Source organism: Bacillus sp. V33-4 (genome assembly GCF_002860225.1).
Taxonomy (GTDB): domain Bacteria; phylum Bacillota; class Bacilli; order Bacillales; family Cytobacillaceae; genus Bacillus_BJ; species Bacillus_BJ canaveralius.
The window spans coordinates 109,062-124,803 of record NZ_PGVC01000004.1; the positions used below are offsets into that span (position 1 = coordinate 109,062).

Sequence of the window (15,742 nt, forward strand, 5' to 3'; positions counted from 1 at the left end):
CTATTCACCACTCTCGATGCTGTCTAAAAATTCGACAATAACAAGGGTGATATTGTCCTCACCACCGTTATCATTCGCAAGTTTGATGAATGCGGCTGCTTTTTCTTCAAGACTTTCGTCACGACCGAGGATTTCCTCAAGCTCGGCGCAGCTTAATTTATTTGATAAACCGTCAGAGCACAAAAGCAAACGGTCACCTTCTTCAAAGATGATCGTCTTAATGTCCATGTCAACCGTTTTTTCGGTACCGAGTGCCCTGAGCAGGACATTTTTCCGTGGATGGTGTTCAGCATCTTCTTTTGTAATTTGTCCGGACCTGACCAGCTCATTGACGAGCGAGTGGTCCTCGGTAATTTGGCTAAAGCCGCTCTCATTTAAAATATAGCAGCGGCTGTCACCGATGTTTGCGATTGTTGAAAACCGGTCTGTACTGATTGCCGCCACAATCGTTGTGCCCATGCCTTCGCACTCAATGTTTTGGACAGCATGATCAAACAGCTGTGAGTTTACCTTTGAAACATGCTGCCTGAACCATTGTTCGGCCTCTTCTGCCGTTTCGATTTCTTTTGTTTCTTCCCAATAAGCTTTCATGCTTGCCAGTGCCATTTTGCTCGCAACATCACCGGCACGGTGGCCGCCCATGCCATCTGCGACAATGGCAAGGCGCTGTCCGCTCCGATTTTCAAACACTCCGCCATTATCTTCGTTGTGCTGGCGGATTTTTCCCCGGTCTGTCATAAACACAGCCTTCATACCGTCACCTCGTCTCTTCCTTGCGCTCCTTTGCACGAAGTTGTCCGCATGCTGCATCGATATCATGACCGTGCTCGCGGCGGATCGTCACATTAACCCCGTGCTTCTTTAATGTTTTTTCAAACAAAAAAATTTGATCGCGTGGCGTTCTCACATAATCCCGCTCCGGAACATAATTGACCGGAATTAAATTGACATGGCATTTAACGCCTTTAATCAGTTCAGCTAGTTCCTCAGCATGCTCAACCTGATCATTCACACCGCCAAACAATCCATACTCAAAGCTGATGCGCCGACCTGTTTTTTCAATATAATAGTCGACGGCTTTCATGAGATCCGGAAGCTTATAGGCGCGGTTAATTGGCATTAAGCGGCTTCTGATCTCGTTATTTGGGGCGTGGAGAGAGATCGCGAAGTTTATTTGCATATTTTCATCGGCAAATTGATAAATCTTCGGAATAATCCCGCTCGTCGACACTGTGATATGGCGTGCTCCGATATTAAGAGCTTGATCATGGTTAATGATTTTTAGAAACGAGAGCATACTGTCGTAATTATCGAATGGTTCACCAATTCCCATGATGACGACTGAGCTAATCCGCTCATTTGTTTCATCAAGTGCCTGTTGTACTTTTACGACCTGGGCGACAATTTCTCCTGCTTCTAAATTTCTTTTTAAGCCCCCAAGTGTTGATGCACAAAAAGTACAGCCGATCCGGCAGCCTACCTGTGTCGTGACACATACTGAATTTCCGTAGTCATGCCGCATTAATACTGTCTCAATAGAGGTACCATCAAGCATTTCAAACAGGAATTTGATCGTTCCATCCTTAGAGGTTTGCTGAATGATTGTCTTAAGCGTTGTTATCGTAAAATTTTCAATCAGCTTCGTTCGCAATCCTTTTGAGAGATTCGTCATGTCTTCAAATTCTGCAACTCTTTTGTGGTATAGCCATTCAAAAATCTGCGCGGCTCGAAATGTTTTTTCATTATTACTCTTAAGCCATTCCTCCAACTCGTGCAGCTCGAGAGAATATATGCTTGGCTTTTTTAGTTCTTGTGATGGTTCTTTTGTTGTTTTTAACTGTTCCAAGTTAGTGCACCTTCTTTCTTAAGCAAGCAATGTAGAATCCATCTGATCCAATATCCTGGGGCAGAATTTGCAGCATATGCCCGTCGACCAATGGTTTTATTGCTTCCGGCATCCGGTCTCTTAATGAATCATCCCCTTCAAAATCAGGATTCTTCAGTAAAAATTCATTGACTGCCAGTTCGTTCTCCTCTTGATCTACTGTACATGTACTGTAGACAATTAAGCCATCGTTTTTAATTAATGGAGCAACTGCCGCCAACAGTTCGAGCTGGATTTCCTTTAAGCGCTGGATATCTTCCGGTTGCTTCGTATATTTCATATCAGGCTTTCTTCTCATAACTCCAAATCCAGAGCATGGGGCGTCAAGCAAGATCCGGTCAAACGATTCTGCGTGAAAGCGATCCTGGACGTGACGGCTGTCCATTGTGGCTGTTTCGATATTATCTAGGCCGAGCCGTCGCGCTGAGGCGTTGATTAGCTTTACCTTATGCTCATGGAGATCAAGTGAAATCACTTTTCCGCTGCCAGTAAGTTTCTCGGCAATATGGGTCGATTTTCCTCCAGGTGCTGCGCAAGCATCGAGAATCATTTCATCTTTTTGGACATTTAGTGCATATGCAGCAAGCATCGAGCTTTCATCCTGGATCGTCAACAGCCCGTCCTTAAAAGCAGTCGACGCTGCTAAATTTCCTTTTAAGCATTTGACAGCTTCCGGAATAATTGGGCTCGGCTCAACATTAAAGCCTTGCGCACGCAAAATATCGAGACACTCTTCCCGAGTCGTTTTCGTTAAGTTAACTCTAGCTGTCTGTAGGGGCGCAGTCAAATTAATTTCGCACATTTTTTTTGCTTTTTCAAATCCTAATTGGTTAACCCATCTATGAACGAGCCAGGCTGGGTGGCTTGTTTCAATCGAAAGCCGTTCAATGGGGTCGGTTATTTTATCAAGACTGGGCAGCCCTTGCCGCTGAACGTTTCGCAATACTCCGTTTACCATGCCCGAGATCCCTTTGTGACCTCTTTTTTTCGCAATTTCTACCGCCTCAAAGATCGCTGCCCGATCAGGAATTTTATCCAAAAAAACCATCTGATATAAGGTGATTCTCAACAAATATAGCACCCAGCGCTCAAGCTTGCGGTTATCTTTGATAAACGGCTCGAGAAAATAATCAAGAGTCATCCTGCGCTGCAGTGTTCCATACGTCAGTTCGGTCAAGAGCCCGACATCTTTCTGATTAAGCTCGTTTTTCTCAATCACTTTATTGAGGAGCAAATTGCTGTAAGATTGATTCTTATCAATTGCTTCTAAAAGTTCAACGGCTGTTTCTCTTACATTTTTAGTCGTTTTCATTTTACTCCCCTAATGTCATTCCCACCGTTAAGCCCAAACCGGATCCGCGCATAAATTGTTCCGCAGTCATCCGTTTTTTTCCCGCCGGCTGAAGTTCAGAAATCTTGATCGCTGTCTGGTTGCCTGTAGCTACAATAAAACCATCCGCATCTATGGCGATGATCGTGCCCGGAGCCGCGTCAGCGCTTGAGTTGATTTTTTCGGCCTTCCATACCTTCAAAACGGCTCCGTTCATAGTAGTGTAGGCTACAGGCCATGGATTTAAACCGCGAATATGGTCATATATTTGTTCACCTGTTTTCGACCAATCAATTCTTTCTTGTTCCCTTTTAATATTGTAGGCAAATGTCGCTTCTTCTTCGTTTTGAGCAATAGATTGCAGTGTTCCATCAAGCAGTTTCGGCAGCGTTTCTGATAGCAGCTTCGCACCTGCTGCACTTAATTTATCATGAAGCGTTCCAACTGTATCATCCTCTGTTATCGGCACTTCTGCCTGCGTTAAAATATCACCGGCATCGAGTTTTTCAACCATGTACATGATCGTAATACCGGTTTTTTGTTTCCCCTGAATGATCGCATAATGAATCGGCGCCCCGCCGCGAAGTTCGGGCAGCAATGATGCATGAACATTGATGCATCCATAACGGGGAGCTTCAAGCAGTCTCTTCGGCAGGATTTGTCCGAACGCAGCTGTCACGATCAGATCAGGCTTTAGTGCCAAAATCTTCTCAAGCTCTTCAGGCTGGCGGATTTTCTCGGGCTGATAGACCGGGATCCCTTGTTTGACAGCCTCCACTTTGACAGGCGGGGGAGTCATCACTCTTTTTCTGCCGACTGGCCTGTCCGGCTGGGTAACAACGGCAATCACTTCATAGCCGTCCGCGATAATTTGTCTTAAAACCGGAACCGAAAAATCGGGAGTTCCCATAAATACGATTTTTGTCACTCATCCCCAACCCCTTCCAACTCATCCTCGCTCAAAACTTTTGTTATTTTGGATGTAAATAAAATTCCGTGCAAATGGTCAATTTCATGGAGAAGGGCCCGGGCCAGAAAATCATCAGCCTCGATCGTGTACTGTTTGCCCTTCCGATCAAATGCTTTTACTTTTACAAAAAAAGGCCTGGCTACTTCGCCAAACAGACCAGGGAAACTCAGGCATCCTTCCGGACCGATCTGCTCTCCTGCCACTTTGACAATTTCCGGATTAATCAGTTCGATCGTTCCCTCTTCATCATCAAGGTCGACAATTGCAATTTGCTTGTTTAAGCCTACTTGTGGCGCGGCCAGTCCAACACCGTCAAATTCAATCATCGTCTCATACATATCATCAAGAAACCTGGCCAGTTTTTTATCAAAAACCGTTACCGGTTCACAAGGCTGCTCTAAAATCTCTGCTGGATATGTTACAATTTTGCGTACTCCCAATGCTGTTCCTCCAATATTTGTTCTGAAAAACAGGCACCGCGTTGTTAAGGTCAAAGAAAACTTCACGGCGCTTCTTTGTCGTCTTTTTTAGAAATGATAAATCGATCGGACAAGCGGTGTGTGCTTGTTTTCGTAAGGCGCCTGCACTCTTATTCTTTGCGATTGTTGAATATTATATATAACACCCGAGTTACATTAAAATGTACGGGTTGACATCAACCGAAATTTGCAGCCCGCTCGCAGCGGACTCCTGCTGGTAGCAGTCCAGGACTGTTTTTAACGCCGGTGCCAGATCTGGTTCCCGCTTGTATTTTATCAAACATTGGTAACGATATCTATCATTGATACGAGGGATCGTTGATGCGACAGGTCCAAGGACAATCGCCTCCTCAGATAAGCGTGACCGCACATAGTTTGTTATTTTCTCTGTTACGGATATGACTTTCATTAATTCCTCGTGGCTGACCGTGATCAGCGACAGAAAGTAAAAGGGCGGGTATTTGTGCATTTTGCGGACGAGCATTTCCCGCTTATAGAATTGGTCAAAATCCTGCTCCCCGGAAAGCTCGACACTGTAATGCTCCGGTGTGTACGTCTGGATGACGACTTCACCTTTTAGCTTGTGCCGTCCTGCCCGGCCGCTTACCTGAGTCAATAACTGAAACGTTTTTTCTGAAGAGCGGAAATCAGGTAAATGAAGCATTGTATCAGCAGAAAGAACGCCAACGAGTGTAATGTTCGGAAAATCAAGCCCTTTTGCAATCATTTGCGTGCCGAGCAGAATATCGGCTTTTCTCTCTGAAAAATCGTTTAACAGCCGCTCATGGGCTCCTTTGCGGCTTGTCGTATCCACATCCATGCGAATAACTCTCGCCTCAGGCAGGATTTTTCCAAGCTCATCCTCAACCTTTTGTGTCCCTGTGCCGAAAAAACGGATATGATCACTGCTGCATTCGGGGCAGATAGATGGCATCCTGTCTTCATGGCCGCAATAATGGCATTTCATCGATTGGTTATATCGATGATACGTAAGTGAAATATCACAGTGCGGGCAATTGAGGACATAACCGCAATCTCTGCACATTACAAACGAAGAATGTCCACGTTTATTCAAAAACAGCACCGTCTGCTCTTTTTTTTCGAGGCGCTCCTGCAGCTTTTCAAACAGCAGTTTCGAAAACATCGAACGATTTCCGTCGCGGAGCTCCTCCCTCATATCGATGATGTCTACCTTAGGAAGGTCCTGGTTGTTCATGCGTTTTGGCAAGGTAAGAAGCTGGTAAACTCCTTTTTGTGCACGTGCAAATGTTTCAAGTGAAGGCGTCGCACTTCCGAGTACAATCGGGCAGTTGTGAAGCAGCCCGCGTTGGATGGCAACGTCTCTTGCATGATAACGCGGGTTTTCTTCCTGCTTATAGCTTGTTTCATGCTCTTCATCAATAATAATAATTCCGAGATTTTCAAATGGGGCAAAAACGGCTGATCTCGCCCCGATTGCTACCTTAACTTCCTTTCTCTGGATCCGGCGCCATTCGTCATATTTTTCACCTGCCGATAAGCCGCTGTGGAGCACCGCGACTTCATTGCCAAACCGACCCTTAAAGCGGTTAACCATCTGCGGTGTTAATGATATTTCGGGAACGAGGACGATCGCTTCTTTCCCTTTGCCCACTACCTCCTGAATCGACTGCAAGTAAATTTCCGTTTTTCCGCTTCCCGTCACACCATATAAGAGAAACACATTATGCTTGTCCTCTTTGATCGATGAAAGGATCGGATCTATGGCGTTTGCCTGGTCATCTGTCAGCGCTAGCGGCCTGGTTTGTGCGAAAACACGCTCCTCAAAAGGATCGCGATATACTTCTTTGTCAATTTCACCAAGAAGCCCTTTTTCAATTAGCACTTTGACTGTTCCCGATGTTGTAGCTGTTTTGGCTAACAGTTCGCGCTGTTCAATGCTTTCAGGATTTTCAATAAAGTAGTTGAGCACGTCCCGCTGCTTGGCAGCACGTGCAGGTATTGATTCGAGCTCATTTGCCAACTGTTCCTTGCTCAAGATTGGATAAACATGCTTTAATCGTTTTGCATTAAGCCTGTCCTTAACTCGATAGGCAACTTCAACCGTTCCCTTCGCGGCCTCCCGCTGGAGGGCTGTGACAAGGCCCCGTTCAACTGCCTCATTCCATACGATTTCCGGATTTTTTTGAAAAACGCTTTGCAATTCCGCTGGAAGCTCTTCCGGCCGGTGATTTCCTGCTAGTTTAACCCATTTTTCGTATTTCGCCTTTAAGGCTGCAGGAAGCATTGCCTGAAAAGCAGAAATGCGGAAACAAAGTGTATGTTCGGTAAGCCAATTACCAAGCGATAGCAATTCATTTGTTAACACAGGCACTAAATCCATTGGTTCGATAATCTCTTTTAATTTGGCAAAAGAAGATTCGGCTTTCACCTCTGTAACGAACCCTTGGATTTTCCTTGGCCCGAATGGGACCACCACTCTCATTCCAGGCAAAATCGCATTTTCCCACCGGTTCGGAATCAGGTAATCGAATGTTTTATCTGTTTGTTTGGCAGGCACATCAACAATGACACTGGCCACCTTCATCGGCTGTCACCCTCAAGCATGTTCGATACTTCTTCTAAAATGTGCCGGGCTACCTCTTTTTTTGCCAGGATCGGCAAGTTTTGCGTGCTGCCATCGCGCTTAAAAATCGTTACAATATTTGTATCCGTATTAAATCCGGCACCTTCACTTGTCACATTGTTCGCGACAATCATATCGGCATTCTTTTTAATCAGTTTAGTTCGCGCATATTCCTCAATATGATCGGTCTCTGCGGCGAATCCGACAAGGATTTTCCTGCCCTTCTGCCGGCCAAGTTCAAACAGAATATCCTTTGTCCGTTCCAATTCAAGGATTTCATCGCCAGCTTGCTTTTTCATTTTATTATCCATGTATGTTTTAGGGCGGTAGTCTGCAACGGCAGCCGCTTTAATAACAACATCTGCAACTGGGAAACTTTCCATAACTGCGTCATGCATTTCCTGCGCACTTTCGACTTTGACGGCCTCGACCCCATGTGGAACGGGAATATCGACGGGGCCGCTAACAAGAATGACGTTCGCCCCGGCCTGCACGGCTTCCTCGGCAAGCGCATAGCCCATTTTGCCGGAGGAATGGTTCGTTATATACCTGACCGGATCAATTTTTTCCCTCGTTGGCCCGGCTGTAATTAAAACCGTTTTTCCTGTCAACGCGGAAGGTTTCTGTGGTTGGAAAAATTGATCGATAATCTCGACGATTTTTTCAGGTTCCTCGAGGCGGCCTTTTCCTACATAACCGCAGGCAAGGAATCCTTCACCCGGTTCGATGAACAGATAACCGTAGTCTGCCAGTTTGTTAAGATTGGCTTTGACGGCCGGGTGGTCGTACATATGGACATTCATCGCCGGGGCAATCATCACAGGTGAAGTTGCCGCCAGCAGCGTGGTTGTCACCATATTATCAGCAATCCCGCCCGCCAGTTTGCCAATTACATTTGCAGTCGCCGGGGCGACGAGCACAAGATCCGCCCAGTCGGCAAGATCGATATGGGCAATCACCTGCGGATTTTTTTCATCAAATGTATCGGTAAATACATCATTGCGTGACATTGCCTGAAATGTTAGCGCAGTGACAAATTTTGCCGCAGACTCGCTTAATATTACTTTAACATCCGCGCCGGCCTGGGATAGCTTACTCGTTAAAGCAACCGCCTTATAGACAGCGATTCCCCCGGTTACGCACAGTAAAATTTTCTTTCCATTCAGCATGAAAGGATCCCCACCCTTTTTATTTATATAAGCCCATTCGGCCAGACTCTCTACAATCATCTATTTCCATTATGCAAGAAACACGCCATTATTTCATCTTTTTATGATCAAATGATAAATGGGGGCTGCTGTTAAAAAAAATAACAACCATCGAGTGGTTGTTATTTTTTAAACATTATTGCTTCCGATCTTCCTTCACGGATTTGTTAGCGGAAAAATGCAGCTTTTCTTTATGAATTTCTTCAAGTGCTTTACCGACATTTTTATGGGAAACATATTTGTCCAGTCGCGGTTTGCCATTTTGCTGCAGATTGCGGGCCCTTTTTGCGGCAACTGAAACCAATGAATATTTTGAATCAATCTTTGTCATTAATGAATCGATAGATGGGTATAACATATTATTCAACCTCCAGCATTTTTTTATATCGGCTTTCGACGCGCTCCCTGCGGCAGTGCTCCGCAATCACAATCGCGTTAATTTTTTCGCAGGCGCGCTCGACCTGGTCATTTTCTACGACATAATCGTACAAGTTCATCATTTCAATCTCTTCTTTTGCTGCCTGCAAACGGTTTTGAATCACGTCGTCTGTTTCGGTTCCTCTTGTAACAATTCGGTTTTTCAGCTCTGTTAAGCTTGGCGGCATTAAAAAGATGAACAGTCCGTCCGGAAATTTCTCTCTGACCTGGCGGGCTCCCTGTACTTCAATTTCCAGAAACACGTCCTTGCCCCGTTCCAGTGTCTCTTTCACATAGTCAACCGGTGTACCGTAATAATTTCCGACAAACTCGGCATACTCAAGGAGCTTGCCTTGTTCAATCATCTCTTCAAACTCTTCCCGCTTTCGAAAAAAGTAATCGATTCCGTCAACTTCGCCCTCGCGCGGCGCTCTCGTCGTCATCGAGATTGAATATTGAAACGCAGTGTTTGGCTGTGAAAAAATTTCTTTCCTGACTGTTCCTTTCCCAACACCGGACGGGCCGGAAAGAACAATTAACAATCCTTTTTCGTGCATTTAGAGCATCCTACCCTTCATCAAGAATTTCGTCCCGGTCATTTAAGCGGTGTGCAACAGTTTCAGGCTGGACAGCAGACAAGATCACATGGTCGCTATCCATTACGATCACAGCTCGGGTACGCCTTCCATATGTAGCGTCTATTAAAGATCCACGGTCACGTGCATCCTGAATAATCCTTTTTATAGGTGCCGATTCCGGACTGACTATTGAAATAATCCGGTTAGCAGAAACAATGTTTCCAAATCCAATATTGATCAGTTTGATGGACATTCTAGTCCTCCAATCATCAGTAAATTATTTTGGCCGATACCATCATTTTCTAAACAAGCTGCTATTCTATATTTTGAATCTGCTCCTTCATCTTTTCAAGCAGGCTTTTCATCTCGACCACTTCTTTTGCAATTGCGGCGTCATTTGCTTTCGAGCCAATCGTGTTTACCTCCCGGTTCATTTCCTGAACGAGAAAGTCTAATTTCCGGCCAATCGGTTCCTCGAGCAGCAGAGTTTCTGCAAATTGTTTTATGTGGCTTTTTAGCCTGGCTAATTCTTCATTAATATCGGCTTTATCGGCAAAAAGAGCAACCTCCGCTAAAAGTCTCGACTCGTCAAATTGGCCGCTCTCGAATTCTTCGATTCTTTTTTCAAGCCGGGCCCGATACTGGCTTACGACAGCCGGGGCAAGCCCAGCAAGCCGTCCGGTACGTTCGGTTAATTTCATTAAGTGTACCGATACGTCTCGCTCGAGGGCAGCGCCTTCCGCTTCACGCATTTTTCTCAGCTGTGCTGCCGCCTCATCTGCCGCTTGCAGGACAAGGCTTTCCAATTCCCCATTGCTTGATTCTTGCTCCTCCAATGTAAGAACGCCTTCCCGGCTGATCATATCGGCTATCAAAATTTTCCCATCTAAACCGAATTGTTCTTTAATTTTCGTTATGTATTGATAATATTGGTCCAATAGTTTCCAGTCAATATGAAGTTTTCTGCTGACAATGCCTTCGCCTTCTATCGTAACAAAAACTTCAGCCCTGCCTCTGAAAATTTTCTCGCCGAGTTTTTTCTTGATCTTATCTTCTAATTTTAAAAGCTCGCGGGGCATCCGGATGCTGTATTCAATAAAACGATGATTAACTGTCTTTACCTCAACAGTCACGGCAACGAGGGAAGATTCTGTCTTGCTCCTCCCATAACCAGTCATGCTAACGACCATTTTACACACATCCAATCTGCATAAGACCTATCACACAAAGAAAAGGTAATAGAGTCTTCTCTATTACCTTTTGGATTATACCATATATTATCTCGTTTTACTTACCAAAAACGTTCCGGCCAGCAAAAAAGTTGGAATGGCAGATAAGCCGGCAATTAAGATCCAATCGATCGCGATAATCGGCACAGTATGGAAGATGGGCTGGAGCGGCGGATAGTAGATAACAATAAACATTAAAATCAACGAAGAAATTACGGCCCACACCAAGTATTTATTGCCAAATGGATTTCTGGCGAACACCGATTTTTCGCTGCGGCAGTCAAAGACGTGAATCAACTGGGCCATCACAAGTGTAGCGAATGCGACCGTCTGTGCATAGGCAAGATCGTCAGGCTGCTGGCCGTAAGCGATCATAAAAGCGGCCAATGTCGCCGCACCGATTAAAAATCCTCTAGAAATAACCTTCCAGCCCAGCCCTCGTGAAAACACGCCTTCCTTCGGGCTGCGCGGGTGTCGCTTCATAACATCATCTTCCGGCTGGTCGAGGCCGAGCGCCATTGCCGGAAGACCATCCGTAACTAAATTGACCCAGAGGATTTGGATTGGAACGAGCGGAAGCGGCAAAGCGAGCAGCATCGCAAAGAGCATCACCAATATTTCGCCGACGTTCGAAGCAAGCAAATATCTGATAAACTTGCGGATGTTTTCATATATATTTCTTCCTTCTTTAATCGCTGCCTTGATCGTCGCAAAATTATCATCAAGGAGGACAAGTGCCGATGCTTCCTTCGCAACGTCCGTTCCAGTGATCCCCATCGCAATTCCAATATCAGCGGCTTTGATCGCAGGTGCATCGTTGACACCATCACCGGTCATAGCGACGATATGGCCCCTATTTTGCAAAGCTTTGACGATTTTCAGCTTGTGCTCAGGAGACACGCGGGCAAACACTGAAACATCATCGACGACTTCCTCAAGCTGGCCGACAGACATTTCCGATACCGCCTTGCCATCAAGAACTTTACTGTTTTTTGAGAGAATTCCGAGATGGCCGGCAATTGCTTTTGCTGTGATCACATGGTCACCAGTAATCATCACAGTTTTGATTCCTGCTTGTTTGCATTCCTTGACAGCTGTTTTAACCTCTGGTCGCGGCGGATCAATCATCCCCTGCAGCCCAATAAAGGTCAACCCTTTCTCCGCTTCTGCTTCATGCAAAATCATCGTGTTTGCCTGAACAGGTTTATATGCGATCGCAATTGTTCGCAGCGCCTGTGAGGCAAGATCATGAATGGCTGTCTGGATCGTGCCTTGCAGCTCTTTTGTTAAGTATTGCTGCCTTTCCTCCCAAAGCAACGCCTCACTGACACCGAGCAGCACATCAGGCGCTCCCTTCGTTACAACAAATGTCCGCCCGTGATGATCTTTAACGATTATACTCATCATTTTCCGGCTTGAATCAAACGGGAATTCCTTGACGATTTCAAATTGGCCAGGCAAGGCTGCTCTGCTGTAGCCGGCCTTCATCGCGGCAATCAGTAAAGCGCCTTCTGTCGGGTCCCCGTCGACCAGAAAATCGTTATTTTTCTGAAAAACTTCCGCATGGTTGCAAAGCATTCCGAACATTAATAACTGCTGAAGCGCCTTGTCCTTTTTTGGGTCGATCAGATCATTCCGTAAATAAAAATTCCCATGTGGTTCGTATCCGACACCGTCAACCGTCCACGTTTTCCCCCCGCTCCACAGATGGGTGACAGTCATTTTGTTTTGCGTCATCGTCCCTGTTTTATCGGAACAAATAACGGAGGCACAACCGAGCGTTTCAACAGCTGGGAGCTTGCGGACGATTGCATTTTTCCTGATCATTCTTTGCACGCCGAGGGACAGGGCGACTGTTACAATCGCTGGCAACCCTTCTGGAATGGCAGCTACGGCAAGCGATACGCCGGCAAGAAACATCGTGTAAAGATCATGCCCCTGGAGAACACCAACACCGACGACAAGAACTGTCAACAATAAAGCCACAACGATCAAAATTTTTCCAAGCTGCTCGAGCCGCCGCTGCAATGGTGTCTCCATTGTTTCGGCTTTTTGGAGAAGATCAGCAATTTGTCCCATCGCCGTTTTCATTCCGATCGCAACGACAACGCCGACTCCGCTGCCTCTTGTAACCATCGTCCCCATAAAAGCCATGTTTTCCAGGTCACCTATCCCGAGGTCGGCAGCCTGGAGTGCGTCTGTCGCTTTTTGCACCGGCATCGATTCACCTGTTAAAGCAGACTCTTCAATTTCAAGGCTGTGGGATTCGATCAATCTGACATCTGCGCCAATCCTGTCACCGCTTGAGAATTTAATCACGTCGCCCACAAGCACTTCCTTGGACGGAATCTTGTCCCAGTGCCCGTCCCGTAAGACCTGTACCTGGGGGGCAGACAGCTCTTTTAACGCATCCAATGATTTTTCTGCCTTACGTTCCTGAAAAAAACCAAGAAATCCATTGATGATAACAATCGCAATGATCGCGATGGAATCAATATATTCACCCAGCAGCCCCGAAATTAATGTGGCAGCCAATAAAACAAGCACCATAAAGTCCTTGAATTGGCTAAAAAATAAGAGTAAAGCAGACTGCTTTTCTCCTTCTTCCAATTCGTTATAGCCGAACTGTTTTCTGCGTTTCTTGACCTCTTCTTCGGTTAAGCCTTTTGAAAAATCCGTATTCAAGGCTTTTTCAACTTCATCTTCATTCATATTGTGGAACTTCATCCGGCCATCACACTTCCCCCTTTTGAATTAAACAAGAGTTGTCCTCACCCTAAAGAAAGCTTATTCAGACCTGTCCAAAAAAATGCTATGATATTATAAGAAAAGCGGAAGCGCCTTGCTCAGCCCCGAAAAGCGCTGGAGGGCCTGACAGTGAAGTCGTTCTTTGACTTCATTGGCAGGACCGAAGCGACTCGAGGGGCTAGGCGCTGGAGCTGGACAAAGAAAAGCGGAAGCGCCGTGTTTATCTTAAAACCCAGATGCAGTTGAATATTTGCTTTAATTTGAATAAAAATCACAACTTTACTTATAGAAGAGGGATGGACATTATGTCATTTGACGGATTATTTACGAGAGCGATGAAGAACGAACTGGTTTCTTCTTTGAAAGGTGGACGAATTAATAAAATTCATCAGCCTTTTAAGAATGAAATTGTTTTGCTGATCAGGGCAAACGGGCAAAACCACAAGATTCTTTTATCGGTTCACCCCAGCTATGCGAGGGTACAGGCAACAAATGAAGATTATGAAAATCCAAGTGAGCCGCCAATGTTTTGCATGCTGCTAAGAAAGCATTTAGAAGGTTTCATTCTTGAAGATATCGAACAGGTTGGTCTTGATCGAATCATTGTGTTTGACGTTAAAGGCCGGAACGAGATCGGCGATATCACTTATAAACGTTTAATCGTTGAAATCATGGGCCGGCACAGCAATATCATTTTAATAGACAAAACGAGAAATGTGATTCTGGACAGTATTAAGCATGTTTCCTTTGCAGTGAACAGCCACCGGGCAATTCTTCCCGGACAGGAGTACGTTAATCCACCCGAGCAAAATAAATACAACCCTTTTGAAGCCGATGAACAGGAAGTATTGCGAAGAATTGATTTTAATGCGGGAAAATTGGACCGGCAATTGGTCGAACACTTTGCAGGAGTCTCCCCTTTGTTTGCAAAAGAAGTTGTTTATCGGGCGGGCGTTGCCAATCGGGTCACTTTGCCAAAAATGTTTGTAGAAATGATCGAGAGGATTAAGAAAGGTGACTATAATCCTGCCATCACCTATGGAGCTGAAAAGGAATCGTTTTATCTCTTTCCGCTTGACCATACGAATGGAAAAGCGAAAACCTTTCCAACCTTGAGTGAAATGCTGGACCGCTTTTATTTTGGTAAAGCGGAGCGTGATCGAGTTAAACAGCAAGGCAACGATCTCGAGCGCTTTATCATAAATGAAAAGGAAAAAAACGAAAAGAAAATTGTTAAGCTTGAAGCGACCCTACAAGAAGCGAAAAACGCGGACCAATACCAGCTTTACGGAGAATTGTTAACAGCCAATCTGTTTGCTGTAGAAAAGGGCATGAAGGACATTACCGTGGTCAATTATTACAGTGAAGAAGGTGCTGAGCTCACGATTCCGCTTGATCCGCGCAAGAGCCCGTCCGAAAATGCGCAAAAATATTTTTCACGATATCAAAAGGCGAAGCACGCGATCATTGTTGTCGAAGAGCAGATTGAAAAAGCAACAGAAGAAGCAGCATATTTTGATGCACTCCTCCAGCAGATTCAGGCAGCATCGACAAAGGATCTAGAGGAAATACGCGAGGAGCTGGTCGAAGGTGGATATTTAAGGGAACGGCAAAAGAAAAAGAATAAAAAGGCGCAAAATATCAAGCCGGTTTTGGATCGTTATGTAGCTTCGGATGGTACTGAAATTTTAGTAGGCAAAAATAATAAACAGAACGAATATTTAACTAACAAGCTGGCCGGCCGAGATGAAATTTGGCTTCATACGAAAGATATTCCCGGCTCACACGTTGTGATCCGCAGCAAGGAACCAGGTGAAGCGACGATTCTTGAAGCAGCCCGGCTTGCTGCCTACTTCAGTAAAGCAAGAAACTCAAGCTCTGTGCCCGTCGACTTTACGCAAATCCGCCACGTGAAAAAGCCAAACGGCTCGAAGCCCGGTTATGTGATTTATGACAATCAGCAAACCGTCTATGTCACTCCTGATGAAGATAGTATCCTTGCATTGAAAAAGTAACATGTCTATTCGCACATAATTTCCTAATCGGTTCTGCACTCTATCTTTTAGGAGGTGAGCTTCAGATGGAACCGAATAAAAAAGGAAACAGCAGCATGCCGGATTTCAAGGAATTGGATGACCGGGTGATTGGAGAGCCGACAGATGGGCCTACTTTAGTGATAAGAACGAATCTTGACACTAAAGACGTGACAGAAGAAAACCCATATTTCGAAAACAAAAAAGGCCAGGACGAACAGGAATTTCGGGCTTATTTTGAAGAATAAAATAAAAAAAGA

General features: G+C 45.3%; 14 protein-coding genes. 2 read left to right on the forward strand and 12 right to left on the reverse strand.

Features of this window, described 5'->3' with window-relative positions:
* The 12 genes from CVD23_RS02655 to CVD23_RS02710 form a co-directional block, all read right to left on the reverse strand.
* The gene (locus CVD23_RS02655) at positions 1-753 is read right to left on the reverse strand and encodes a Stp1/IreP family PP2C-type Ser/Thr phosphatase (RefSeq protein WP_101576572.1); all 753 of its coding nucleotides are present in this window, start codon (positions 751-753) and stop codon (positions 1-3) included.
* A gap of 4 nt (positions 754-757) precedes the next feature.
* A complete protein-coding gene (gene rlmN / locus CVD23_RS02660; protein WP_101665104.1) occupies positions 758-1,846 on the reverse strand; it encodes a 23S rRNA (adenine(2503)-C(2))-methyltransferase RlmN in 1,089 nt (362 codons plus the stop codon).
* Between the two features lies 1 nt (position 1,847).
* Complete coding sequence (gene rsmB, locus CVD23_RS02665) at positions 1,848-3,197, reverse strand: 16S rRNA (cytosine(967)-C(5))-methyltransferase RsmB (protein WP_101665105.1); 1,350 nt, start codon at positions 3,195-3,197, stop codon at positions 1,848-1,850.
* A 1-nt stretch (position 3,198) separates the two neighbouring features.
* On the reverse strand, positions 3,199-4,143 hold the full coding sequence (gene fmt, locus CVD23_RS02670) for a methionyl-tRNA formyltransferase (RefSeq protein WP_101665106.1): 945 nt from the start codon (positions 4,141-4,143) through the stop codon (positions 3,199-3,201).
* Positions 4,140-4,625, reverse strand: coding sequence for a peptide deformylase (gene def / locus CVD23_RS02675; protein ID WP_101576568.1), 486 nt, complete (start codon positions 4,623-4,625; stop codon positions 4,140-4,142). Before def ends, fmt begins: the two co-directional genes overlap by 4 nt.
* A 190-nt stretch (positions 4,626-4,815) precedes the next feature.
* Positions 4,816-7,230, reverse strand: a complete 2,415-nt coding sequence (priA, locus tag CVD23_RS02680; RefSeq protein ID WP_101665107.1) for a primosomal protein N' — start codon at positions 7,228-7,230, stop codon at positions 4,816-4,818.
* The gene (coaBC, locus tag CVD23_RS02685) at positions 7,227-8,438 is read right to left on the reverse strand and encodes a bifunctional phosphopantothenoylcysteine decarboxylase/phosphopantothenate--cysteine ligase CoaBC (protein ID WP_101665108.1); all 1,212 of its coding nucleotides are present in this window, start codon (positions 8,436-8,438) and stop codon (positions 7,227-7,229) included. The genes priA and coaBC overlap by 4 nt, the downstream gene beginning before the upstream one ends.
* A gap of 175 nt (positions 8,439-8,613) precedes the next feature.
* On the reverse strand, positions 8,614-8,835 hold the full coding sequence (gene rpoZ, locus CVD23_RS02690; RefSeq protein ID WP_101576565.1) for a DNA-directed RNA polymerase subunit omega: 222 nt from the start codon (positions 8,833-8,835) through the stop codon (positions 8,614-8,616).
* A gap of 1 nt (position 8,836) precedes the next feature.
* Positions 8,837-9,451: a guanylate kinase gene (gene gmk / locus CVD23_RS02695; RefSeq protein WP_101576564.1), complete on the reverse strand. Its 615-nt coding sequence runs from the start codon at positions 9,449-9,451 to the stop codon at positions 8,837-8,839.
* Positions 9,452-9,461: 10 nt separating this feature from the next.
* Positions 9,462-9,725 carry an extracellular matrix/biofilm regulator RemA gene (gene remA / locus CVD23_RS02700; RefSeq protein ID WP_101576563.1) on the reverse strand — a complete coding sequence of 88 codons (264 nt, stop codon included), beginning with the start codon at positions 9,723-9,725 and terminating at the stop codon, positions 9,462-9,464.
* 61 nt (positions 9,726-9,786) lie between these two features.
* The gene (locus CVD23_RS02705) at positions 9,787-10,662 is read right to left on the reverse strand and encodes a YicC/YloC family endoribonuclease (protein WP_101665109.1); all 876 of its coding nucleotides are present in this window, start codon (positions 10,660-10,662) and stop codon (positions 9,787-9,789) included.
* 87 nt (positions 10,663-10,749) lie between these two features.
* Positions 10,750-13,428 (reverse strand): cation-translocating P-type ATPase, encoded by a 2,679-nt coding sequence (locus tag CVD23_RS02710; RefSeq protein ID WP_101665110.1) that lies wholly within the window; start codon positions 13,426-13,428, stop codon positions 10,750-10,752.
* Positions 13,429-13,754: 326 nt separating this feature from the next.
* Between CVD23_RS02710 and CVD23_RS02715 the strand changes: the two genes are divergently transcribed.
* Positions 13,755-15,464 carry an Rqc2 family fibronectin-binding protein gene (locus CVD23_RS02715; RefSeq protein ID WP_101665111.1) on the forward strand — a complete coding sequence of 570 codons (1,710 nt, stop codon included), beginning with the start codon at positions 13,755-13,757 and terminating at the stop codon, positions 15,462-15,464.
* A gap of 65 nt (positions 15,465-15,529) precedes the next feature.
* Positions 15,530-15,730: a hypothetical protein gene (locus CVD23_RS02720; RefSeq protein WP_101665112.1), complete on the forward strand. Its 201-nt coding sequence runs from the start codon at positions 15,530-15,532 to the stop codon at positions 15,728-15,730.
* Positions 15,731-15,742 lie beyond the last annotated feature (12 nt).